This window comes from Pseudomonas cremoris (assembly GCF_014230465.1).
Window position 1 is genome coordinate 106,596 of the sequence record NZ_JAAXCY010000013.1, and the last position, 24,393, is coordinate 130,988.

The 24,393-nt window shown below is 60.8% G+C and carries 20 protein-coding genes; 13 read left to right on the plus strand and 7 right to left on the minus strand.

Annotated elements, in window-relative coordinates:
- Positions 1-43 precede the first annotated feature (43 nt).
- Both HF257_RS27790 and HF257_RS27795 read right to left on the minus strand, forming a co-directional pair.
- Positions 44-931 (minus strand): BKACE family enzyme, encoded by an 888-nt coding sequence (locus tag HF257_RS27790; protein WP_185709207.1) that lies wholly within the window; start codon positions 929-931, stop codon positions 44-46.
- Positions 932-1,008: 77 nt separating this feature from the next.
- Positions 1,009-1,953 carry a choline ABC transporter substrate-binding protein gene (locus HF257_RS27795; protein WP_185709208.1) on the minus strand — a complete coding sequence of 315 codons (945 nt, stop codon included), beginning with the start codon at positions 1,951-1,953 and terminating at the stop codon, positions 1,009-1,011.
- A gap of 193 nt (positions 1,954-2,146) precedes the next feature.
- Between HF257_RS27795 and HF257_RS27800 the strand changes: the two genes are divergently transcribed.
- On the plus strand, positions 2,147-3,091 hold the full coding sequence (locus HF257_RS27800) for a GlxA family transcriptional regulator (RefSeq protein ID WP_185709209.1): 945 nt from the start codon (positions 2,147-2,149) through the stop codon (positions 3,089-3,091).
- Positions 3,092-3,290: 199 nt separating this feature from the next.
- Here the strand turns inward: HF257_RS27800 and HF257_RS27805 are convergent, their stop codons facing one another.
- Positions 3,291-3,707, minus strand: coding sequence for a DUF3010 family protein (locus HF257_RS27805; protein WP_185709210.1), 417 nt, complete (start codon positions 3,705-3,707; stop codon positions 3,291-3,293).
- A gap of 41 nt (positions 3,708-3,748) precedes the next feature.
- On the minus strand, positions 3,749-4,150 hold the full coding sequence (locus HF257_RS27810) for a lysozyme inhibitor LprI family protein (protein WP_185709211.1): 402 nt from the start codon (positions 4,148-4,150) through the stop codon (positions 3,749-3,751).
- Between the two features lie 218 nt (positions 4,151-4,368).
- Between HF257_RS27810 and HF257_RS27815 the strand changes: the two genes are divergently transcribed.
- The 6 genes from HF257_RS27815 (at position 4,369) to etfB (ending at position 12,128) form a co-directional block, all read left to right on the plus strand.
- The gene (locus tag HF257_RS27815) at positions 4,369-5,346 is read left to right on the plus strand and encodes a dipeptidase (RefSeq protein ID WP_053258385.1); all 978 of its coding nucleotides are present in this window, start codon (positions 4,369-4,371) and stop codon (positions 5,344-5,346) included.
- Between the two features lie 55 nt (positions 5,347-5,401).
- A complete protein-coding gene (locus HF257_RS27820) occupies positions 5,402-5,932 on the plus strand; it encodes a DUF5943 domain-containing protein (RefSeq protein WP_185709212.1) in 531 nt (176 codons plus the stop codon).
- Between the two features lie 15 nt (positions 5,933-5,947).
- Positions 5,948-8,008: a dimethylglycine demethylation protein DgcA gene (gene dgcA, locus HF257_RS27825; RefSeq protein WP_185709213.1), complete on the plus strand. Its 2,061-nt coding sequence runs from the start codon at positions 5,948-5,950 to the stop codon at positions 8,006-8,008.
- Between the two features lie 175 nt (positions 8,009-8,183).
- Positions 8,184-10,127, plus strand: a complete 1,944-nt coding sequence (gene dgcB / locus HF257_RS27830) for a dimethylglycine demethylation protein DgcB (RefSeq protein WP_185709214.1) — start codon at positions 8,184-8,186, stop codon at positions 10,125-10,127.
- Positions 10,127-11,347, plus strand: coding sequence for an electron transfer flavoprotein subunit alpha (gene etfA, locus HF257_RS27835; RefSeq protein ID WP_185709215.1), 1,221 nt, complete (start codon positions 10,127-10,129; stop codon positions 11,345-11,347). Before dgcB ends, etfA begins: the two co-directional genes overlap by 1 nt.
- Before the next feature lie 10 nt (positions 11,348-11,357).
- Complete coding sequence (gene etfB, locus HF257_RS27840) at positions 11,358-12,128, plus strand: electron transfer flavoprotein subunit beta (protein ID WP_185709216.1); 771 nt, start codon at positions 11,358-11,360, stop codon at positions 12,126-12,128.
- 1,151 nt (positions 12,129-13,279) lie between these two features.
- On the opposite strand, the gene gbcA is transcribed toward etfB, so the two are convergent.
- On the minus strand, positions 13,280-14,575 hold the full coding sequence (gbcA, locus tag HF257_RS27845) for a glycine-betaine demethylase subunit GbcA (protein ID WP_185709217.1): 1,296 nt from the start codon (positions 14,573-14,575) through the stop codon (positions 13,280-13,282).
- 282 nt (positions 14,576-14,857) lie between these two features.
- On the opposite strand from gbcA, the gene gbcB reads away from it, so the two are divergent.
- Positions 14,858-15,958 carry a glycine-betaine demethylase subunit GbcB gene (gene gbcB / locus HF257_RS27850; RefSeq protein WP_185709218.1) on the plus strand — a complete coding sequence of 367 codons (1,101 nt, stop codon included), beginning with the start codon at positions 14,858-14,860 and terminating at the stop codon, positions 15,956-15,958.
- A 54-nt stretch (positions 15,959-16,012) separates the two neighbouring features.
- Here gbcB and HF257_RS27855 read toward each other — a convergent pair whose 3' ends face one another.
- Together HF257_RS27855 and HF257_RS27860 are read right to left on the minus strand one after the other, a co-directional pair.
- Positions 16,013-16,213 carry a hypothetical protein gene (locus tag HF257_RS27855; RefSeq protein WP_185709219.1) on the minus strand — a complete coding sequence of 67 codons (201 nt, stop codon included), beginning with the start codon at positions 16,211-16,213 and terminating at the stop codon, positions 16,013-16,015.
- Between the two features lie 173 nt (positions 16,214-16,386).
- On the minus strand, positions 16,387-17,427 hold the full coding sequence (locus HF257_RS27860) for a threonine aldolase family protein (protein ID WP_110620199.1): 1,041 nt from the start codon (positions 17,425-17,427) through the stop codon (positions 16,387-16,389).
- Positions 17,428-17,517: 90 nt separating this feature from the next.
- Here HF257_RS27860 and HF257_RS27865 point away from each other — a divergent pair, with 90 nt between their 5' ends.
- The 5 genes from HF257_RS27865 (at position 17,518) to HF257_RS27885 (ending at position 24,337) form a co-directional block, all read left to right on the plus strand.
- Positions 17,518-18,240 (plus strand): TraX family protein, encoded by a 723-nt coding sequence (locus HF257_RS27865; RefSeq protein WP_185709307.1) that lies wholly within the window; start codon positions 17,518-17,520, stop codon positions 18,238-18,240.
- Between the two features lie 238 nt (positions 18,241-18,478).
- The gene (glyA, locus tag HF257_RS27870; protein WP_133075404.1) at positions 18,479-19,732 is read left to right on the plus strand and encodes a serine hydroxymethyltransferase; all 1,254 of its coding nucleotides are present in this window, start codon (positions 18,479-18,481) and stop codon (positions 19,730-19,732) included.
- A gap of 22 nt (positions 19,733-19,754) precedes the next feature.
- A complete protein-coding gene (locus tag HF257_RS27875; RefSeq protein WP_010207084.1) occupies positions 19,755-21,005 on the plus strand; it encodes a sarcosine oxidase subunit beta in 1,251 nt (416 codons plus the stop codon).
- A 15-nt stretch (positions 21,006-21,020) separates the two neighbouring features.
- On the plus strand, positions 21,021-21,323 hold the full coding sequence (locus HF257_RS27880; RefSeq protein WP_185709220.1) for a sarcosine oxidase subunit delta: 303 nt from the start codon (positions 21,021-21,023) through the stop codon (positions 21,321-21,323).
- The gene (locus tag HF257_RS27885; RefSeq protein ID WP_185709221.1) at positions 21,320-24,337 is read left to right on the plus strand and encodes a sarcosine oxidase subunit alpha; all 3,018 of its coding nucleotides are present in this window, start codon (positions 21,320-21,322) and stop codon (positions 24,335-24,337) included. Before HF257_RS27880 ends, HF257_RS27885 begins: the two co-directional genes overlap by 4 nt.
- The last annotated feature ends 56 nt before the right edge of the window (positions 24,338-24,393 follow it).

Here is a 24,393-nt window from a genome sequence, read left to right on the forward strand (position 1 = left end):
AGCAAGCCCGCTCCCACATTTTTGATCCGGTTTCGGCAGGGGGTTAGCCGCGTTTAGTCAGGCCCATTTTTTTGCGCCCCTCGGCCGGGGTCATGACCCGTGCACCCAAGCGGCTGAGGATTTCACTGGCGCGTTCCACCAACTGCCCGTTGGTTGCGAGCACGCCCTTGTCCAGCCACAGGTTGTCCTCCAAACCGACCCGCACGTTGCCGCCCAGCAGCACTGCTTGCGCCGCCATTGGCATTTGCATGCGGCCGATGCCGAACCCGGCCCACACGGCGTCGACAGGCAGGTTGTCGACCATGGCTTTCATCGTGGTGGTGTCGGCCGGTGCGCCCCATGGGATGCCCAGGCACAGTTGAAACAGCGGGTCGTCCAGTAGGCCTTCCTTGATCATCTGCTTGGCGAACCACAGGTGACCGGTGTCGAAGATCTCCAGCTCGGCTTTCACGCCCAGCTCCTGGATGCGCTTGGCGCCAGCACGCAGCTGGGCCGGGGTGGACACGTAAATGGTGTCGCCATCACCGAAGTTCAGGGTGCCGCAATCCAGGGTGCAGATTTCCGGCAGCAATTCTTCGACGTGAGCCAGGCGCGTCAGCGGGCCGACCAAGTCGGTGTTGGGGCCGAATTCCATCGGGTTCTCGCCGCCGCCGATCTCCAGGTCGCCGCCCATGCCGGCGGTGAGGTTGACGATGATGTCGATGTCGGCTTCGCGAATGCGCTCCATCACTTCGCGGTACAGCGCGACGTCACGGCTGAACTTGCCGGTTTGCGGGTCGCGCACATGGCAGTGCACAACGGTGGCGCCGGCCTTGGCGGCTTCTACCGCAGCGGCGGCGATTTGTTTGGGAGTGACCGGCACGTGTGGGCTGCGGCTGGTCGTGTCGCCAGCACCGGTGAGTGCGCAGGTGATGATGACGTCGTGGTTCATGAGGCGGTTCCTTACAGGCGGGCGTAGTGGTGCCGTTCGCAGCCGGGAGCGGCTGCGAAACGGTGGTTCGAGTCAGGTTATTTGCTGGTCAATTGCAGGTTGGCCGCAGCCGGCTTGCCGTCGAAGGTGGTCACGCCTTCCAGCCAGCGCTGCTGGTCTTGTGGGTGATCCTTGAGCCACTGCTTGGCGGACTCGATGGCGTCCTTGTGATCCAGCAGTGGTTGCATCATCCGGCTCTCGTCGGCGGCGGTGAAGGTGAGGTTGGTCAGCAGTTTGTGCACGTTGGGGCACTGCTCGGCGTAGTTCGGCGCGGTCACGCTCCACACGGTGGCCATGCCTTCGTTCGGGCCCAGGGCGTCGTCGCTGCCGGTGAGGTAGGTCATGGCGACGTTGACGTTCATCGGGTGCGGCGCCCAGCCGAAGAACACCACGGCTTCCTTGCGGCGCACGGCTCGGTCAACGGCGGCCAACATGCCGGCTTCGCTGGACTCGACCAGCTGGAACTTGCCCAGGCCGAACTGGTTCTTGGCGATCATCGCCTTGATCTGGGTATTGGCGCCCGAGCCCGGCTCGATGCCGTAGATCTTGCCGCCCAGCTCTTTTTCGAACTTGGCGATATCAGCGAACGTTTTCAGGCCCTTGTCCGCCAGGTAAGTCGGCACGGCGAGGGTGGCGCGCGCGTCTTCCAGGCTCGGTTTGTCGAGGACCTTGACTTGCTTGGCATCGACAAACGGGGTGATGGTCTGGGTCATCAGCGGGTTCCAGTAGCCGAGGAACAAGTCCAGGCGCTGGTCGCGGATGCCGGCGAAGATGATTTGCTGGGAAGCGCTAGTCTGTTTGGTCTTGTAGCCGAGGCCGTCGAGCAACACTTGGGTCATGGCGCTGGTGGCGATCACGTCGGTCCAGTTCACCACGCCCATGCGCACGTTCTGGCAAGACGCCGCATCGGCGGCCAGTACGTTTGTGCTCAAAATGGCGCTGGCGCTGAGTGCGAGCACACAGCGGCTGATCAGTTGGTTCATGGTGGATCCCTCGGCAGGTCGTTATTGTGGGTTCCGGCGTCTTTGTGCACCGTGGCCCCACGTTACGCAGCTTGGGAGGCGACAAAACGCACGGCGGCGACCCGCTTTTGCACTGCAGCGACCTGCCCCCTTGAATCCACCCGAGAACGGGAGTATCACAGTGCCACGCTGCCCGTCCTACGAGAGCGCCACCATGTCCCAGGATTTCTACTTTTTGCTGATGCCGGGCTTCTCGGCCATTGGCTTTATCTCTGCCCTTGAGCCGCTGCGGGTGGCCAACCGCTTTCGTGGCGAGTTGTACCGCTGGCATGTGCTGAGTGCCGATGGCGGCGCGGTATTGGCGAGCAATGGCATGTCGGTCAACGCCGATGCGGCGTTGGAGCCGCTGAAAAAGGGCGCGACATTATTGGTGGTCGCAGGCTTCGAGCCTTTGCAGTTCGCCACGCCGGCGCTGGAACACTGGCTGCGCCGTCTTGATCACGACGGCGTCACTCTCGGCGCCATCGACACTGGCGCCTGCGTCCTTGCCGAAGCTGGATTGCTTGATGGCCATCGACTGACCCTGCATTGGGAAGCCATCGATGCGTTCAAGGAATCCTATCCACACCTAACGGTGACCCAGGAACTCTTCGAAATCGACCGCCGCCGCATCACCTGCGCCGGTGGCACCGCCTCCATCGACCTGATGCTCGACCTGATCGCCCAGTCCCACGGCCCTGAACTTGCGATCCAGGTTTCCGAGCAATTCGTGCTTGGCCGCATCCGCCCACGCAAAGACCACCAGCGCATGCAGATCGCCACGCGCTACGGCATCAATAACAAGAAATTGGTGCAAGTGATCGGCGAAATGGAACAACACACCGAGCCACCCTTGACCACCCTGGCCCTGGCCGAAGCGATCAAAGTCACGCGCCGCCAGTTGGAACGCTTGTTTCGCTTGCACCTGAACGACACCCCGAGCAACTTCTACCTGGGCCTGCGCCTGGAAAAAGCCCGGCAACTGTTACGCCAGAGCGACCTGAGTGTGCTGGAGGTAAGCATTGCGTGCGGGTTTGAGTCGCCGTCGTATTTCACCCGCAGTTACCGGGCGAGATTTGCGAAGTGTCCGAGGGAGGACCGGCGACGGGAGGTGGTTTGATCGTTTTTTAGTCAATTATAGTGGCGACTATAAATTATAGTTGCCGCCATAATTAGGTATAAATCTCAATTTCAGAGCTGTACGAAGTCCAATGTGGGAGCGGGCTTGCTCGCGAAAGCGGAGGGTCAGTTTCAGATGTGCTCACTGATACACCGCTTTCGCGAGCAAGCCCGCTCCCACAGGGGATTTGTGTTGTGGCTTATTTTTTTAGCAGGGCCGAGCATGCCGCTTTGTAAGCTTCATGTTGGTATTTGTTCAACGTGGCCGGCAGTTCAAAGCTGTGCTTTTTGTACTGCGCATTAATGGTCTGTGGCGACAGCAGCGTCACCTCCACACCGTCGAGCAACTGAAACACGCCTTCAATCTTGAACGTGGTTGGGCCACCGGCGAACTCGCCCTTTTTGCTGCGCTTCTTGATCGCGATGCGTTCAATGCCGTTGGCCTGCACAAACGCCTTCACCTGGGCGGCGAAGGCTTTGACGTTGGCCGCTTCATCGTCGTCGTCCAGGGCGATTTTCTTGGTGGCCAGGGCGACGTGGTTCAGCGCCTGGTTGTCCAGGGAGGCGACAGCGATGATGGCTTCGCTGCCTTTGATTTCGATGCCGCAAATAGTCATGAATGGCCTTGGTTCAGAAAGAAAGTGGCGCGGATTGTCGCTTATTCCTGACCAATCGACTCCAAAAACTCCGACCGCTCATCACTCATCCGCGCCAGGCAGTCATTCTGCGCAATCGCATACGCCTTGGTGCCATTCACCGCTGGGAAGGTGTCTACGGCGCAGTCGGCGTCGCGCAGTTTTTCCCATTTTTGCTGGGCATCCTTCAGACGAGCGGTAATGTCCGCCAGCTTGGTTTTGTCGCTGCCGTAGGTCGAGGCCATGCGTTCCAGCAGGCCTTGATAGTTATCTTTGAGCAGTTGCTCGGCGGTGGTTCTGTTGTAAGTGGCGCATTCCAGGGTTTGCTTGTCGTTTTCGATGCCATCGCACGGCGTGCTGTCGGTGTCTTCGGCCGCGTGCGCGGTGGTTGCGATGAGTGCCAAAGCCAGGAAAATCGATTTCATTGCGCCGTCTCATATCAGGTGATGCGGAATTCTGGCTCAAGCGTAAGACAAAGAACAGCCGCGAGTCAGACGTGTCTTGATGCCCTTTGTCGCGGATTGACGCTTTCGGCAATTCCCCTGTCGTTTTTGCACCCGGCTCGGGTTGCCCCTGGGCATATGCTGGCCCCAAAGCGCCGGCAGACGATTCGGCGCATGAATCGCCAATAAGGGGACGCCTGATGAGCCCAGCCGAATTGCACGCCGACAGCATCGTTATCGACGGGCTGATCATTGCCAAGTGGAACCGCGACTTGTTCGAGGACATGCGCAAAGGTGGCCTCACCGCTGCCAACTGCACCGTGTCGGTGTGGGAAGGGTTCCAGGCCACTATCAATAACATCGTGGCCAGCCAGACCCTGATCCGTGAAAACAGCGACCTGGTGATCCCGGTGAAAACCACCGCCGACATCCGCAAAGCCAAGGAACAAGGCAAGACCGGCATCATCTTCGGCTTCCAGAACGCCCATGCGTTTGAAGACCAACTGGGCTACGTCGAGATCTTCAAGCAGCTCGGCGTGGGTGTGGTGCAGATGTGCTACAACACCCAGAACCTGGTCGGTACCGGTTGCTACGAGCGCGACGGCGGCCTGTCGGGTTTTGGCCGTGAGATCGTTGCCGAGATGAACCGCGTCGGCATCATGTGCGACCTGTCCCACGTGGGTTCCAAAACCAGCGAAGAAGTCATCCTCGAATCGAAAAAACCGGTGTGCTATTCCCACTGCCTGCCGTCCGGGCTTAAAGAGCACCCGCGTAACAAATCCGATGAAGAGCTTAAGTTTATTGCGGACCACGGCGGTTTTGTCGGCGTGACCATGTTCGCGCCATTCCTGGCCAAAGGCATCGATTCGACCATCGACGATTACGCCGAAGCCATCGAATACACCATGAACATCGTCGGTGAAGACGCTATCGGTATTGGTACCGACTTTACCCAGGGCCATGGCCAGGATTTCTTCGAAATGCTGACCCATGACAAGGGCTACGCCCGCCGCCTGACCAGCTTCGGCAAGATCATCAACCCACTGGGCATCCGCACCGTGGGCGAGTTCCCCAACCTCACCGAGACCCTGCTCAAGCGCGGCCACAGCGAACGCGTGGTGCGCAAGATCATGGGCGAGAACTGGGTGAACGTCCTCAAGGACGTCTGGGGCGAATAAGCCACCGCATCACTGCGGACTATCACTACAACAAATTTTCTGGAGTTAAGTTTCCATGGCCAAGATCGCCCCGCAATTACCTATCGAAGTCGACAGCGAGACCGGTGTCTGGACCTCCGACGCCCTGCCGATGCTGTATGTGCCGCGCCACTTTTTCGTCAACAACCACATCGGGATTGAAGAAGTGCTGGGCGCCGACGCCTACGCCGAGATCCTCTACAAGGCCGGCTACAAATCCGCCTGGCACTGGTGTGAAAAAGAAGCTGAATGCCACGGCCTGGAAGGCGTTGCGGTGTTCGAGCACTACATGAAGCGCCTGTCGCAACGCGGCTGGGGCTTGTTCAAGATTCAGGACATCGACCTCGACAAAGGCACCTGCAGCGTCAAGCTGGAGCACTCGGCGTTTGTCTACGTGTACGGCAAGGTCGGGCGCAAAGTGGACTACATGTTCACCGGCTGGTTTGCCGGTGCCATGGACCAGATTCTGCAAGCCCGCGGCAGCAAGATCCGCACCGTCGCCGAACAAGTCTACGGAGGCTCCGAAGAGGGCCACGATGACGGTTTGTTCACCGTCAAGCCGTTGTAAGCCGAGGACCGTGCCATGGCTTTCGAAGCAATGTTTGCGCCGATCCAGATCGGCAAACTGACCATCCGCAACCGCGTGCTCAGTACCGCCCACGCCGAGGTGTATGCCACCGACGGCGGGATGACCACTGAGCGCTATGTTCAGTATTACGAAGAGAAAGCCAAGGGCGGTATCGGCCTGGCAATCTGTGGCGGTTCCTCGGTGGTGGCCATCGACAGCCCGCAGGAATGGTGGAGCTCGGTGAACCTGTCCACCGACCGCATCATCCCGCACTTCCAGAACCTGGCCGACGCCATGCACAAGCACGGCGCCAAGATCATGATCCAGATTACCCACATGGGCCGTCGCTCGCGTTGGGACGGTTTTAACTGGCCAACGCTGATGTCGCCGTCTGGCGTGCGTGAGCCGGTGCACCGTGCTACCTGCAAAACCATCGAGCCGGAAGAAATCTGGCGCGTGATCGGCAACTACGCCCAGGCCGCACGGCGCGCCAAGGCCGGTGGCCTGGACGGCGTGGAGCTGTCCGCCGTGCACCAGCACATGATTGACCAGTTCTGGAGCCCACGGGTCAACAAGCGTACTGACGAATGGGGCGGTACTTTTGAAGGCCGCATGAAGTTTGGCCTGGAAGTGTTGAAGGCTGTGCGCGCCGAAGTGGGTGACGATTTCTGCGTGGGCATGCGCCTGTGCGGTGACGAGTTCCACCCGGACGGCCTGTCCCACGAGGACATGAAGCAGATCGCCAAGTACTACGACGACACCGGCATGCTCGATTTCATCGGCGTGGTGGGCTCGGGTTGCGATACCCACAACACCCTGGCCAACGTGATCCCGAACATGAGCTATCCGCCGGAGCCGTTCCTGCACCTGGCGGCGGGCATCAAGGAAGTGGTCAAGGTCCCGGTGCTGCATGCGCAGAACATCAAGGACCCGAACCAGGCCACGCGCATTCTGGAAGGCGGTTATGTGGACATGGTCGGTATGACCCGTGCGCACATCGCCGACCCGCACCTGATCGCCAAGATCAAGATGGGCCAGATCGACCAGATCAAGCAGTGCGTCGGCGCCAACTACTGCATCGACCGCCAGTACCAAGGACTGGATGTGCTGTGCATCCAGAACGCCGCCACCTCCCGTGAATACATGGGCGTGCCGCACATCATCGAAAAATCCACCGGGCCCAAGCGCAAAGTCGTGGTGGTGGGTGCCGGCCCTGCCGGGATGGAGGCAGCACGCGTGGCGGCCGAACGTGGCCACGACGTGACCTTGTTCGAAAAGAAAGAGTTTATCGGCGGGCAAATCACCACCGCGTCGAAGGCGCCGCAACGCGACCAGATCGCCGGGATCACGCGCTGGTTCCAGTTGGAGCTGGCACGCCTGAAAGTCGACCTGCGCCTGGGTGTCGCCGCCGACGCCGACACCATCCAGGACCTGCGTCCGGACGTGGTCGTGTTGGCAGTGGGTGGGCATCCGTTCATCGAGCAGAACGAACACTGGGGCGCCGCTGAAGGGTTGGTGGTGAGCAGCTGGGACGTGCTCGACGGCAAAGTGGCACCGGGCAAGAACGTGCTGGTGTACGACACCATCTGCGAATTCACCGGCATGTCGGTGGCGGATTTCCTGGCGGACAAAGGCAGCCAGGTCGAGATCGTCACCGACGACATCAAGCCGGGCGTGGCCATCGGCGGTACGTCGTTCCCGACTTACTACCGCAGCATGTACCCCAAGGAAGTGATCATGACCGGCGACATGATGCTGGAAAAGGTCTACCGCGAAGGCGACAAGCTGGTGGCGGTGCTGGAGAACGAATACACCGGCGCCAAAGAGGAGCGGGTGGTGGATCAGGTGGTGGTCGAGAACGGCGTGCGTCCTGACGAAGCCATCTACTACGCACTCAAGGAGGGTTCGCGCAACAAGGGCCAGATCGACGTTGAAGCCTTGTTCGCGATCAAGCCGCAACCGTGCCTGAGCGAGGCGGGGGATGGCTACTTGCTGTTCCGCATCGGCGACTGCGTGGCGCAGCGTAATACCCACGCTGCGATCTACGACGCCCTGCGCCTTTGCAAGGATTTCTAAGCCGACACCGAACCAAAGTGGACTCGGTCTGAAAATGTGGGAGCGGGCATTGCTCGCGAATGCGGTGATTCAGCCACCGAATGCGCCAGCTGACACACCGCATTCGCGAGCAAGCCCGCTCCCACATTCAGGGCCAGTTTCACAGTAGACCTGTGTGGTCTTTGGGAGCTTCACCATGTTGAACACCCTGCTTCCCATTTTATTGTTCGCCGCCCTGGGCCTTGCCGTCTTCGGCGCCCTGCGCCGGGTGAACATGTGGCGCCGTGGCCGTGCATCCAAGGTCGACCTGCTGGGCGGCCTGTTGGCCATGCCCAAGCGCTACATGGTCGACTTGCACCACGTGGTCGCCCGCGACAAATACATCGCCAACACCCACGTCGCCACGGCCTTGGGCTTTGTGCTGTCGGCGTTGCTGGCGATCCTGGTACACGGTTTTGGCTTGCATAACCGTATCCTCGGCTACGCCTTGCTGCTGGCCTCGGTGCTGATGTTTGTCGGTGCCACCTTCGTCTATCTACGCCGTCGCAACCCTCCATCGCGCCTGTCGAAAGGCCCGTGGATGCGCCTGCCGAAAAGCCTGATGGCGTTCTCGGTGAGCTTCTTCCTGGTGACGTTGCCGGTGGCCGGGGTTCTGCCGGCGGACTTCGGCGGCTGGCTGCTGGCCGCGCTGTTGAGCGTTGGCGTGCTGTGGGGCGTGAGCGAGATGTTCTTCGGCATGACCTGGGGCGGTCCGATGAAACACGCCTTTGCCGGCGCCCTGCACCTGGCCTGGCACCGTCGCGCCGAACGCTTTGGCGGTGGCCGTTCCACCGGTTTGAAGCCGCTGGATCTCAGCGACAAAACCGCACCGCTGGGCGTAGAAAAACCCAAGGATTTCACCTGGAACCAACTGCTCGGTTTTGACGCCTGCGTGCAATGTGGCAAGTGCGAAGCCGCGTGCCCGGCGTTTGCTGCCGGCCAGCCGCTGAACCCTAAAAAGCTGATCCAGGACATGGTCGTCGGCCTAGCCGGCGGCACTGACGCCAAGTTCGCCGGCAGCCCGTATCCGGGCAAAGCCATCGGCGAACACAGCGGCAATCCGCATCAACCCATCGTCAATGGTTTGGTGGACGCCGAGACCCTATGGTCGTGCACCACCTGCCGCGCCTGTGTCGAAGAGTGCCCGATGATGATCGAGCACGTGGACGCCATCGTCGACATGCGCCGCCACCTCACCCTGGAAAAAGGCGCCACCCCGAATAAGGGCGCCGAAGTCCTCGAAAACCTGATTGCCACCGACAACCCTGGCGGCTTCGCACCCGGAGGCCGGTTGAACTGGGCGGCGGATCTGAACCTGCCGTTGCTCAGCGAAAAAGGCAGCTGCGACGTACTGTTCTGGGTCGGTGACGGTGCCTTCGACATGCGTAACCAACGCACCCTGCGTGCGTTCGTCAAAGTGCTCAAGGCCGCCGGTGTCGACTTCGCCGTGCTCGGCCTGGAAGAACGCGACAGCGGTGACGTGGCCCGCCGCCTGGGCGATGAAGCGACCTTCCAGTTGCTGGCTTCGCGCAATATCCAGACCCTGGCCAAGTACAGCTTCAAGCGCATCGTCACCTGCGACCCGCACAGTTTCCATGTGCTGAAAAACGAATACGGCGCCTTCAACGGCAACTACCTCGTGCAGCACCACAGCACCTTCATGGCCGAGCTGATCGACGAGGGCGCGCTGAACCTGGGCCAGCACAAGGGCAACAGCGTGACCTATCACGACCCGTGCTACCTGGGCCGCTACAACGGCGAATACGAGGCGCCGCGCCAAGTGCTGCGGGCGCTGGGTATCGAGGTCAAGGAGATGCAACGTTCGGGCTTCCGCTCGCGCTGCTGCGGCGGTGGTGGCGGTGCGCCGATCACTGACATTCCCGGCAAGCAACGTATTCCGGACATGCGTATGGAAGACATCCGCGAAACCGGCGCCGAGCTGGTGGCGGTGGGTTGCCCGCAGTGTACGGCGATGCTCGAAGGCGTGGTTGAACCGCGCCCATTGATAAAGGACATCGCAGAACTGGTAGCCGACGCACTGTTGGAAGACGCCGCACCCGCCAAAGCCCCGTTAAAGCGTGAACCTGCGGAGGTGCACTGATGAGCGACATTATCCGCCGCGACCCACGGGCCGAATGGATCGCCCGTAACCGTCTGCACCCGCTGCACGCGGCGATGCAGCCGGCGCAACACAGTTGGATGGGGCCTAACGGCGTCATCCGCAAGAACGTGCATGGTGTCGGCTTTATCGGCCCCAATGGCATCAAGCGCATCGACCGCAGTGGCGCCCAGCAGGGCGGCGCGGCCAAGCGTACGGCGGCGGTGGAAGTGCAATTGCCGCTGCACCAGGTGCCAACGCCTGCGTTCTACATCAACGTGGTGCCAGACATGGTTGGTGGCCGCCTGAGCAGCCATGACCGCGATTTGCTTGGCCTTGCTCGCCAACTCGCGGGCAGTGACGGCGCGGTATTGGCGGTGGTGTTTGGCGAGCACAAGGAAAGCGCGTTTGCCACCGCTGGCGTCGACCGGCTGCTGGTGCTGGACGGCCACGAGTTCGACGGTTATTCACCCGAACAACGGGTGCAAGGTTTGCGCGCTGTGGATAACCAGTTCAACCCGCGCCACTGGTTGCTGCCGGACAGCCGCAGCGGTGGCGGCGAATTGGGTCGACGTTTTGCCGCCAGCCTCAAGGAACGCCCGGCGACGCGTGTCTGGCAAATCAAGGGTAACGAGTGCATCGGTCGCGCTGGCGCGGGCCAGGAAGACTTGGCCCGCCCTCTGCCACGCTTGATCCTGGCCGCGGCCGAATGCGCCGAGCCGGTCAGCGAAACCCGTCACGAAGTGCTGCCCGTGGAGTTATCCACAGCCCTGGCGCGCAGCTTGCCGCGCATCGAAGACCTCGGCGCGGTGGCGGTGGATCCGGCGGCAATCCCGATGGCCGAAGCGGAGTTCATTTTCTCCGGCGGCAACGGCGTGAAGGACTGGGCGCTGTTCCACCAGACCGCCGCCGCCCTCGGCGCCACAGAGGGCGCCTCGCGAGTGGCGGTGGACGACGGCTTCATGGCCCGTGATCGCCAGGTTGGTGCCAGCGGCACCTGGGTCACGGCGCGGGTGTATGTGGCGGTGGGTATCTCCGGGGCGATCCAGCACCTGCAAGGCATCGGAGCCTGCGACAAGGTGGTGGCGATCAACCTCGACCCGAGCTGCGACATGATCAAGCGTGCCGACCTGTCGGTGATCGGCGACAGCGCCGCGATTCTGCAAGCCTTGATCGCGGCGGTAGAAACCTACCGCAACGGCGCCAAGCGCGATGCGGCCTGAGGATATGACCATGACCACGAATGTCATCAGCCTGGTGTCCATCGGCGCTCATCCAACTTCCGGGCGTCCGCGCCGCGCAGAGCAGGATGCGCGCGCGGTGGAGCTGGGTTTGCAACTCGCTGGGGATAAGTTGCAGGTGCTGCATGCCGGCAATGTCAATGAACCGACCCTGCGCAGTTATCTGGGCATGGGTTTGCCGCAACTGCACGTGCTGGAACAACCGGCGGGCAGTGATGCGTTGCCGGTACTCGGTGATTATCTGCGCGAAGCCGGCGCCCAAGTAGTGCTGACTGGCAGCCAGGCGGAAACCGGCGAAGGCTCGGGCATGTTGCCGTTTTTGCTCGCCGAGCAATTGGGCTGGCCGTTGATCGTCGGGCTGGCGCAGGTGGAGTCCATCGACGGCGGTGTGGCCCACGTGCTGCAAGCGTTACCCCGTGGGCAGCGGCGCAGGTTGAAGGTGCGCTTGCCGTTTTTGGCCACGGTGGACAACGCCGCGCCCAAACCACGGCAAAGCGCCTACGGCCCGGCTCAGCGCGGTGAATTGGCGGCCCATGAGGTTGAGGTTGAAGACGATGAGTTGTTCACCGGCGCCGTGCTGCAACCGGCCAAGCCTCGGCCCAAGCGGCTCAAGGTGATCAAGGCCAAGAGCGGTGCGGACCGGATGAAAGCTGCGACGGCCAAGGCCAGTGGTGGCGGTGGGCAAGTGCTCAAGGGTGTGAGCCCGGAGGAGGGGGCGCAGGCGATTCTCAAGTTGTTGATGGAAGAGGGCGTCGTCCGCTGACTTGAAAACGCCCCGTAGTCCTGGGGGAGCTGGCTTGAACTGGTCTGATGATTTTGGACACTTCAATCGCGCGCCGTATTTCCTGCAACGAGCGTGCAAGTCGAGTTCCCCGTCGCGTTTACCCATGAGTGCCGTCAGCGGATAAGCCACTGTCGCGAGCCTGGCCAGCAGGGCCTGCGTCATTCAATCAGCGTAAAACCTTTGACGTGGTGGTGGCTAAGATTGCCCTGCCACATCACCGTTCTGTTCTCCTGTCATCCCGCCAAGGACTTCTTCATCAACCCAGGCTAGTGAAATGAACTGCAAGGGTGAGTGTAGATGCTGGATGTTTTTGTACAGGCAAGGCGGTTACCCACAATCGCTGTGCGCGTAGCTGTGGATAAGGTGTTCGTGGCTGGCCGCAGGGCACGTGTATAAAGGGTTACAGACTCCTGTACGAAAAATGACCAGGCTAAGTTGCGGTTTTTAAGAGAGTTTTCATGTGGATAAGCGCGTTGCGCGATCTGGAGTTGCCCCCAAAGTCTGTTGGCGCTTCTGTGGATAAGATGTTTGCTATCGGCTACAGGCCTTATGGATAAAGGCTTTTACGATTGTGGTTAAATTTTGATCAAATCGCGCTCAAATAAGAACGAAACAGTTGAAACCCTTGGTTTATGAAGGTTTGGCGCAGTTTTCCACAGCGGTTCCGAAGTTACACCCAAAGTCTGTTGGTTGTTCTGTGGATAAGGTGTTTGCGTACCGCTACAGGCCACGGTTTATAAGGCATACAGGGTTATGGTTAAAAAGTGACCAGGTAGGGTTTGAAACTGCGATCTTGAATAAGTCACGGATTTTATTGGTTTAATTTCGCTGCATTAACGCAGTTGCCCACAATTGCTGTGGGTGGCTTTGTGGATAAGTTGTTGGGGAAAGGCTGGAGGGCACAAAGCCAGCGGGCTGCGGGGGTGTTGCTCAAATTCTGACCATTAAACAGATCTGAAAGGTGGGAGGAGGCTTGCTGTAGTGAGCGGGCTTGCCCCGCGCTGGGGGCACCGCGGTTTTTCAAAGAGACCGAGGTGCCTGGATTTGGGGCGGCTTCGCCCCCCAGCGCGGGGCAAGTCCGCTCACTACAAGTTGTGTAGATACCCACAGTTTGACCTGTGGGATGCCGGTTATTCGTGTACAGCCACGCCCTTGAGGTACGGCGCCGGCGCCGCGCCCAGGTTGCTGAGCATGCGCTCGCTGTACCAGTCCACGAAGTTCACCACGCCAAACTCATAGGTCTTGGAGTATGGGCCGGGCTGGTAGGCGGTGGAGTTGATGCCGCGCTGGTTTTCTTCGGCCAGGCGACGGTCCTGGTCGTTGGTGGCGTCCCATACTTCGCGCATGCGCGCCGGATCGTAGTCCACGCCTTCCACCGCGTCTTTGTGCACGATCCACTTGGTGGTGACCATGGTCTCCTGAGCGCTGATCGGCCACACGGTGAACACGATGATGTGGTCGCCCATGCAGTGGTTCCACGAGTGCGGCAGGTGCAGGATGCGCATCGAGCCCAAATCCGGGTTCTTGATGCGGCCCATCAGCTTCGCGCAGCCCTGTTTGCCGTCCATGGTCATCGACACGGTGCCCTTGAGCAGCGGCATGCGCACGATGCGGTTACGCAGGCCGAAGCTGGCGTGGGCGTAAGGGATCTTCTCGGCGTCCCAAGCGGCAGCCGAAGCGGCCACGTGGTCCTTGAACGCCTGGTCGGCGCGCGGGTCGGTGACGTCGTCCCATTCCAGCAAGGTCTTGAGCAGTTCCGGGTGTGACGCGTTGCAGTGGTAGCACTCGCGGTTGTTTTCCAGCACCAGCTTCCAGTTGGCTTTCTCCATCAAGGTGGTTTGCACCGCCACCTTGGTGTTTTCCATGTCGTAGGGTTCCATGTAATGGTTGAGCGTCGACAGGAAGTCATCGATGGCCGGCGGGTTCTGCGACAGGCTGATGAAGATGTAGCCGCCGGCGGTCTTCACGTTCACCGGTTTCAAACCGTATTGCTTCATGTCGAAGTCGGCGCCCATCTCGGTGCCGGCGAACAGCAGGCGGCCGTCCAGTTCGTAGGTCCACTGGTGGTAATGGCAGACCAGTTTGGCGACCTTGCCCTTGTCGCTGGTGCACAAGCGCGAACCGCGGTGGCGGCAGACGTTGTGGAACGCATGCACCACGCCTTCGGCGCCACGGATCACGATGATCGGGTTCTTGCCCACTTGAAGGGTCAGGTAGTTGCCCTTGGTGGGGATCTCGCAGGTCATGCCGGCGATCAACCACTCTTTCTGGAAGATCTCCTGCATGTCGATATCAAACAACCGCTCATCAGAGTAGAACGGCTGTGGCAGCGAGAACGTGCGCTCACGCTCCTGCAGCATTTGCGCGGTGGCCTTACGTGCGGGTTCCAGCGGATCGCCCAAGCTTAAGGTTGCGGTGACGTCCATCGTGTGTGTCCTCATGGCCATTCTGTGTGGCCGAGATAAGTGGCTAATCAGGTTTGCAGCAAGGCGTAAAGAAAGCGTCGTTGTTGGAAGCGAGTGTGGGGCCGCCGATGTGCCGAACCTTATCCATGGGCGACATGGCCCAATCTGTTCCCGACGCGCAACCCTAGGTCGTTGGGGGCTGGTCGCGATAAGTATGTGAATGTCGCAGATAGGTAAATGGGCGAATCCGGCGTTACGCAGAATCGCCACCATAAAGCCGAACATCGGCAGTGGAGAATCAGCATGTCCAACAGCTTCCTGAATCCGGTAACCACCCAGACCTGGGCCAATGGTCGGCACATCGTCCGTTGCGTCAAAGTCATCCAGGAAACCTGGGACGTGCGCACCTTTTGTTTCATGGCCGACCAGCCGATCCTGTTCTTTTTCAAGCCGGGGCAATTCGTCACCCTGGAGCTGGAAATTGAAGGCCAGCCGATCATGCGCTCCTACACCATTTCCAGCTCGCCTTCGGTGCCTTATAGCTTCTCGGTGACCATCAAGCGCGTGCCTGGCGGCAAGGTGTCCAACTGGCTGCATGACACGCTGCACGAGGGTCAGGAACTGGCGGTACACGGGCCGGTGGGTTTGTTCAACGCCATCGACTTCCCAAGCCCAAAAGTGCTGTACCTCAGCGGTGGCGTCGGCATAACGCCGGTGATGTCCATGGCGCGCTGGTTCTACGACACCAACGCCAACGTCGACATGACGTTCATCCACAGCGCTCGCTCGCCCAAAGACATCATTTACCACCGCGAGCTGGAGCACATGGCGTCGCGGATCGACAACTTCAGCCTGCACCTGATCTGCGAGAAACATGGCCTGGGCGAGCCTTGGGCGGGTTATCGCGGCTATCTGAACCACAAGATGCTGGAACTGATGGTGCCGGACTTCCTGGAGCGCGAAGTGTTCTGCTGTGGCCCCACGCCCTACATGAACGCAGTGAAGCGCCTGCTGGAAGTCGCAGGTTTCGACATGGCGCGTTACCACGAGGAATCCTTCGGCGCCACGCCGCCGGAAGCCCGTGCCGACGCGGTGGAACAGGCCGAGCAAGCGGCAGATGCGCCGGAAATCGACCTGGCAGATTTGCATCAGGTGGAATTCATTGCCTCGGGCAAAAGCATTCGTGTGGCACCGGGCGAAACCGTGCACGCAGCAGCGGCCAAGCTTGGCCTGTTGATTCCGAAGGCCTGCGGCATGGGGATTTGCGGGACGTGCAAGGTGATGAAGCTGGGCGGGGAAGTCGAGATGGACCACAACGGCGGGATCACCGAGGAAGACGAGGCCGAGGGTTACATCCTGTCCTGCTGCAGTGTGCCGAAGGGCGACGTGCGTATCGAGTTCTAACCGCTGATCGGCTGATCGTTCCCACGCTCTGCGTGGGAACGATCAGGCTAAGGCTTATTGGGCGTAGATATGGACCACGAAGTGCTGGCCTGATGCTGTCAATTCATAGACTTTATCGTAGATCCGCAGCGTCCTTGAAGGTTCGCGGATGGTGTCGCCGACTTTTGCGTACTTGCGGAACTCATCCCAGTCGATGACCGTGGTGTTGATGGTGCCGTCGCTTTGCAGGGTGTTGCCGTTGCTTTGGTATTCCATGGTTTGGCTCTCTGCTGGATTTCCGTTTCCGGCCGATTATTCGGCAGGCAGTTGTTCCCGAAAGGGTGCCGCTGCAGCGGCGTTTTCCTTTCGGGTTCCAAGAGGCTAGTCAACGAAAATGCAGTGCGCTGCTGTCAGAAATATCAAATAACAGACTCGGCGTTACGCCAGTATCAGGCGCCCATCACTTCCCGAATGTCGGCCGCCAATTCCCTTACACGCTCCTCTTCGGTATCCCACGCACACATGAACCGTGCACCGCCCTTGCCGATGAAGGTGTAGAAGCGCCAGCCCTTTGCCGTCAGCGCCGCGATAGCCGGTTCTGACAGCTGTAGGAACACGCCGTTGGCCTGTACCGGGAACATCAATTCCACCCCCGGAATATCCGCCACCAGACTGCTCAGCAATTGCGCGCAGTGGTTGGCATGACGTGCGTGTTTGAGCCACGCGTCGTTTTCCAGCAAGCCTACCCATGGGGCGGAGAGGAAGCGCATTTTCGATGCCAGTTGGCCGGCCTGTTTGCAGCGGTAGTCAAAGTCTTCGGCCAGCTTGTGGTTGAAGAACAGGATCGCTTCACCCACGGCCATGCCGTTTTTGGTGCCGCCGAAGCACAGCACGTCCACACCGGCTTTCCAAGTCAGGTCGGCGGGTGAGCAGCCGAGGAATGCGCAGGCATTGGAGAAACGCGCGCCGTCCATGTGCAGGTTCAGCCCCAACTCCTTGCAGGTCACGCTGATGGCGCGGATTTCTTCCGGGGTGTACACGCTGCCGACTTCGGTGGCTTGGGTCAAGGTGACCACGCGTGGTTTGGGGTAGTGAATGTCCTGACGCTTGAGGGCGATCTCGCGGATCGATTCCGGGGTCAGCTTGCCGTTTTCGGTGCGGGCGGTGAGCAGCTTGGAGCCGTTGGAGAAAAACTCCGGCGCGCCGCATTCGTCGGTTTCGACGTGGGCGGTTTCCGAGCAAATCACGCTATGGTAGCTCTGGCACAACGAGGACAGCGCCAGGGAGTTGGCGGCGGTGCCGTTGAAGGCGAAGAATACTTCGCAGTCGGTTTCGAACAAATTGCGGAAACCGTCGGCGGCGCGGTGGGTCCATTCATCATCGCCGTAGGCCCGTTGATGGCCCTGGTTGGCTTGTTCCATGGCGGCCCAGGCTTCCGGGCAGATGCCGGAGTAGTTGTCGCTGGCGAATTGTTGGCTCTTGTCGGTCATGGCCCATTCCTGTGGTCGATGTTGGTGCGCACTGTAACCAAGATTGTCTGGGGTGCGCACGTACTGTAAATGCAAAGTCGTTGGGGAATTATGCACGCTGCCTACACCTTGCCTGTCGGACGTGTCCGAGACGGCGCTCTGGACCTGCTCAAGTGGCTGGCGCTGCTGTGCATGGTGCTTGATCACCTGCGTTATGTCGGGTTGAGCCTGGATGGACTGTATGTGCCGGGGCGCCTGGCTTTTCCGTGGTTTTGCCTGGCGATTGCGGCGAATTTGCACCGAATGGGAAGCGCGTCGCTCACCGGTCGTTACCTGGGCTGGTTGCTGCTGTTCAGTGTGATCAGTGAAGTGCCGTATCGGCTGTTTATCGAGGATGCCGATACGTTGAATGTGTTGCCGACCTTGGCGCTGGGTTTGCTGGTTGCGCGAGGATGGCAGCAGAAGGCGCTGTTTGATCGGGGGTTGGCGCTGGTTGCCGTCACGATAGCTGGCGTTTTCTCCGAGCAATTGATGTTCGGTTTTTTTGGTGTGTTGCTGCCGTTGGCGATGCTGTTGGTGTTTCGGCGTCCGTGGTATTTCAGTGTATTGCCGGGGTTGGTCTGTGTGGCCGCCAACCAATGGCAGGTGCTGCTCAACAGTGGATCGCTGGTGGCGCTGTCGGGATTGGCGGCATGCCTGATCGCGCCATTGGCCGGTCTGGTCTTGTTGCGACATGGCAAAAATGTCGCGCCACCGGCCATGCGTCGCTGGGCCTACTCCCTCTATCCCCTGCATTTCCTACTGCTGCTACTGGTCCGTCAGACTATCGCCTAACCCCCTGTGGGAGCGGGCTTGCTCGCGAAAGCGGTGTGTCAGCCAATGCATGTGTTGACTGGCACACCGCTTTCGCGAGCAAGCCCGCTCCCACATTTGTTCTGTGTCGCTCAATGAATGTCGTAAACGCACCTTTGCGTGGCGCCCGTAGGCATTTGACCCAGAGGCGCCAGCCCTACCATCGCATCAAAGGGCCCTGCACCGGGCCTCAACAATACGAAAGGCTGGGAGAGACGCGATGTTCAGCAAACAAGACCAGATCCAGGGATATGACGACGCACTGCTGGCGGCCATGAATGCCGAGGAGCAGCGCCAGGAAGATCATATCGAGCTGATCGCGTCAGAGAACTACACCAGCAAACGCGTGATGGAAGCTCAAGGCAGCGGCCTCACCAACAAATACGCCGAAGGCTACCCAGGCAAGCGCTACTACGGTGGCTGCGAGCATGTGGATAAAGTCGAGGCCCTGGCCATCGAACGCGCCAAGCAACTGTTCGGCGCCGATTACGCCAACGTGCAGCCGCACTCCGGTTCGTCCGCCAACAGCGCTGTGTACCTTGCCCTGATCAATGCTGGCGACACCATCCTGGGCATGAGCCTGGCCCACGGCGGTCACCTGACCCACGGCGCCAAAGTGTCGTCCTCGGGCAAGCTGTATAACGCAGTGCAATACGGCATCAACACCGACACCGGCCTGATCGACTACGACGAAGTCGAGCGCCTGGCGGTCGAGCACAAGCCGAAAATGGTTGTGGCCGGTTTCTCTGCCTACTCCAAGACCCTGGATTTCCCACGCTTCCGCCAGATTGCCGACAAGGTGGGCGCGCTGTTGTTCGTCGACATGGCCCACGTTGCCGGCCTGGTCGCTGCTGGCCTGTACCCGAACCCGCTGCCGTACGCCGACGTGGTCACCACCACCACCCACAAGACCCTGCGCGGTCCGCGTGGTGGCCTGATCCTGGCCAAGTCCAACGAAGAAATCGAAAAGAAACTCAACGCCGCCGTATTCCCCGGCGCTCAGGGCGGCCCGCTGATGCACGTCATCGCCGGCAAGGCCGTGTGCTTCAAGGAAGCGCTGGAGCCGGGCTTCAAGGCGTATCAACAGCAAGTGATCGACAACGCCCAGGCGATGGCCGAGGTGTTTATCAAGCGCGGCTACGATGTCGTGTCCGGCGGTACCGATAACCACCTGTTCCTGGTCAGCCTGATTCGTCAGGGCCTCACCGGCAAAGAGGCGGACGCCGCCCTGGGTCGCGCCCACATCACCGTCAACAAGAACGCCGTGCCGAACGACCCACAGTCGCCGTTCGTGACTTCGGGGCTGCGCATCGGCACCCCGGCGGTAACCACCCGTGGTTTTAAAGTGCCGCAATGCGTGGAGTTGGCTGGCTGGATCTGCGACATCCTCGACAACCTCGGCGATGCCGATGTCGAGGCTAACGTGGCCAAGCACGTGTCTGCCCTGTGCGCCGATTTCCCGGTTTATCGCTGAGCGCGGTTTTGGAGTAATGACTATGCAACGCTACTCGGGCTTTGGCCTCTTCAAGCACTCACTCAGCCACCACGAAAACTGGCAGAAGATGTGGCGCACGCCCACCCCTAAAAAGGTCTACGACGTGGTCATCGTCGGCGGCGGCGGGCATGGTCTGGCGACCGCCTACTACCTGGCCAAGGAGCACGGCATCACCAACGTGGCCGTGGTCGAGAAAGGCTGGCTGGGCGGCGGTAACACCGCGCGCAACACCACCATCGTGCGCTCCAACTACCTGTGGGACGAGTCGGCTCACCTGTACGAACACGCGATGAAACTGTGGGAAGGCCTGTCCCAGGACCTGAACTACAACGTGATGTTCTCCCAGCGTGGCGTGTACAACCTGTGCCACACCCTGCAAGACATCCGTGATTCCGAGCGCCGCGTGAGTGCCAACCGCCTCAACGGCGTCGACGGCGAGTTGCTCAACGCCAAACAAGTGGCCGACGAGATCCCGTATCTCGATTGCTCGAAAAACACCCGCTACCCGGTACTCGGCGCTACCGTGCAACGTCGCGGCGGCGTGGCTCGTCACGATGCCGTGGCCTGGGGTTTTGCCCGTGCCGCTGACGCACTGGGCGTGGACTTGATCCAGCAGACCGAAGTGATCGGCTTCCGCAAGGAAAACGGCGTGTGCATCGGCGTGGAAACCAACAAGGGCTTTATCGGCGCCAAGCGCGTCGGTGTGGTGACTGCCGGTAACTCCGGGCACATGGCCTCACTCGCCGGCTTCCGTCTGCCGATTGAATCCCACCCGCTGCAAGCGTTGGTGTCGGAGCCGATCAAGCCGATTATCGACAGCGTGATCATGTCCAACGCCGTGCACGGTTACATCAGCCAGTCCGACAAGGGCGACCTGGTGATCGGCGCCGGTATCGACGGCTACAACGGCTACGGCCAGCGTGGTTCGTACCCGGTGATCGAGCACACCATCCAGGCCATCGTCGAGATGTTCCCGGTGCTGTCGCGCGTACGCATGAACCGTCAGTGGGGCGGCATCGTCGACACCACGCCGGATGCCTGCCCGATCATCTCCAAGACGCCAGTGCCGAACATGTTCTTCAACTGCGGTTGGGGCACCGGCGGCTTCAAGGCCACGCCGGGCTCAGGCAACGTGTTTGCCGCGAGTTTGGCCAAGGGTGAGATGCACCCATTGGCGGCACCGTTTTCCATCGACCGTTTCCACAACGGTGCGCTTATCGACGAACACGGCGCTGCGGCCGTCGCCCACTAACAGGAGAAATTTCCTATGTTGCATATCTTCTGTCCTCACTGTGGCGAACTGCGCTCCGAAGAGGAATTCCACGCGTCCGGCCAAGCGCACATCCCGCGCCCGCTGGACCCGAATACCTGCACCGACGAGCAGTGGGGCGACTACATGTTCTTCCGCGACAACCCCCGTGGGCTGCACCACGAACTGTGGATTCACGCCGCCGGTTGCCGCCAGTACTTCAACGCGACCCGCGACACCCTGACCTACGAAATTCTTGAAACCTACAAGATCGGCACCAAGCCGCAATTCACCGCCAAGGCTACTGGAGAGAAGGTATGAGCCAGACCAATCGCCTGTCCAACGGTGGCCGGATCGACCGCAACAAGGTCCTGACGTTTTCGTTCAACGGCCAGACCTACAAGGGCTTTGAAGGCGACACCCTGGCCGCAGCATTGCTGGCCAACGGCGTCGACATCATCGGCCGCAGCTTCAAGTACTCGCGCCCTCGCGGCATCTTTGCTGCTGGCGCCGAAGAGCCGAACGCGGTGCTGCAGATCGGTGCCACCGAAGCCACCCAGATCCCGAACGTGCGCGCCACCCAACAGGCGCTGTACCAAGGTTTGGTCGCCACCAGCACCAACGGCTGGCCGAACGTCAACACCGACGTGATGGGTATTCTCGGCAAAGTCGGCGGCAAGCTGATGCCGCCGGGTTTCTATTACAAAACCTTCATGTACCCGCAATCGTTCTGGATGACTTACGAGAAGTACATCCGTAAGGCCGCTGGCCTTGGCCGCTCGCCGACCGAGAACGACCCGGACACCTACGACAACTTCAACCGTCACTGCGACGTGCTGGTGGTGGGCGCAGGCCCTGCTGGCCTGGCCGCTGCATTGGCGGCTGCGCGCAGCGGTGCCCGCGTGATCATCGCTGACGAACAAGAAGAGTTCGGTGGCTCTCTGCTGGATTCGCGCGAAAGCCTCGACGGCAAGCCGGCCACTGAGTGGGTCGCCAGCGTCATCGCCGAATTGAAAGCGTTGCCGGACGTGGTGCTGCTGCCTCGCGCCACCGTCAACGGCTACCACGACCATAACTTCCTGACCATTCACGAACGCCTCACCGATCACCTGGGTGACCGTGCGCCGATTGGCGTGGTGCGCCAGCGTATCCACCGTGTGCGCGCCAAGCGTGTAGTGCTGGCGACCGGTGCGTGCGAGCGTCCACTGGTTTACGGCAACAACGACGTGCCGGGCAACATGCTGGCCGGTGCGGTTTCTACCTACGTGCGTCGCTATGGCGTGGCACCGGGTAAAAAGCTGGTGCTCTCGACTAACAACGACCACGCCTACCGCGTAGCGCTGGACTGGTTGGATGCCGGCCTGCAAGTGGTCGCGGTGGCCGATGTACGCCACAACCCGCGCGGTGCGCTGGTGGAAGAAGCCCGCGCCAAGGGCATTCGTATCCTCACCGGCAGCGCCGTGGTCGAAGCCCGTGGCACCAAGCGCGTGACCGCTGCTCGCGTCGCTGCGATTGACGTCAAGGCACACAAAGTCACCAGCCCCGGCGAGTGGCTGGACTGCGACCTGGTGGCCAGCTCCGGCGGCTACAGCCCGGTGGTCCACTTGGCCTCGCACCTGGGCGGCAAGCCGACCTGGCGCGAAGACATCCTCGGTTTTGTGCCGGGCGAAGCACCGCAAAAACGCGTGTGCGTGGGCGGCATCAATGGTGTCTACGGTCTCGGCGATTCCCTGGCTGACGGTTTTGAAGGTGGCGTGCGCGCCGCCAGCGAAGCCGGTTTTGCGCCGGTGGAAGGCACCTTGCCAAAAGCCCTGAGTCGCTTGGAAGAGCCGACCCTGGCGGTGTATCAAGTACCCCACGACAAGCCCACCGCACGTGCGCCAAAGCAATTTGTCGACCTGCAAAACGACGTGACCGCCGCCGCCATCGAACTGGCGACTCGCGAAGGTTTCGAATCGGTAGAGCACGTCAAACGTTACACCGCATTGGGCTTTGGCACCGACCAAGGCAAGTTGGGTAACGTCAACGGCCTGGCGATTGCTGCCCGTTCGTTGAACGTGACCATCCCGCAGATGGGCACCACCATGTTCCGCCCGAACTACACGCCGGTGACTTTCGGCGCGGTAGCAGGCCGTCACTGTGGGCACATCTTCGAACCCGTACGCTACACCGCGCTGCAAGCCTGGCACGTAAAGAACGGCGCCGAGTTTGAAGACGTCGGCCAGTGGAAACGCCCGTGGTACTTCCCGCGCAACGGTGAAGACCTGCACGCAGCGGTGAAGCGCGAATGCCTGGCGGTGCGCGACAGCGTCGGCCTGCTGGATGCGTCCACCCTCGGCAAGATCGACATCCAGGGCCCGGATGCCCGCGAGTTCCTCAACCGCATCTACACCAACGCCTGGACCAAGCTCGACGTGGGCAAGGCGCGCTACGGCCTGATGTGCAAGGAAGACGGCATGGTCTTCGACGACGGCGTGACGGCCTGCCTCGCTGACAACCACTTCCTGATGACCACCACCACCGGCGGCGCGGCACGCGTGCTGCAGTGGCTGGAAATCTACCAACAGACCGAATGGCCAGACCTCAAGGTGTACTTCACCTCGGTCACCGACCACTGGGCGACCATGACTCTGTCCGGCCCCAACAGCCGCAAGTTGCTGGCGGAAGTGACCGACATCGACCTGGACAAGGACGGCTTCCCGTTCATGACCTGGAAAGAAGGCTTGGTGGGCGGCGTACCGGCGCGGGTGTTTCGGATTTCATTTACCGGTGAGCTGTCGTACGAAGTCAACGTACAGGCCGACTACGCCATGGGCGTGCTGGAAAAAATCGTCGAGGCCGGCAAAAAGTACAACCTGACCCCGTACGGCACCGAAACCATGCACGTATTGCGGGCCGAGAAGGGCTTCATCATCGTCGGCCAAGACACCGACGGCTCGATGACCCCGGACGACCTGAACATGGGCTGGTGCGTAGGGCGTACCAAGCCGTTCTCGTGGATCGGCTGGCGCGGCATGAACCGTGAAGACTGCGTGCGTGAAGAGCGTAAGCAACTGGTGGGCTTGAAGCCGGTGGACCCGAAAGTGTGGCTGCCGGAAGGCGCGCAGTTGGTGCTCGATCCGAAGCAGTCGATCCTGATGAAGATGGTCGGTCACGTCACCTCAAGTTATGCGCACAACTCCCTCGGTTATTCGTTTGCCATGGGCGTGGTGAAGGGCGGCTTGAAGCGCATTGGCGAGCGGGTGTTCTCACCGCAAGCGGATGGCAGCGTGATCGAGGCGGAGATTGTTTCCTCGGTGTTCTTTGACCCGAAAGGTGATCGCCAGAACATCTGATAGACCGAGTCGCGGCCTTCGCGAGCAAGCCCGCTCCCACAGGGGGAACGCATTTC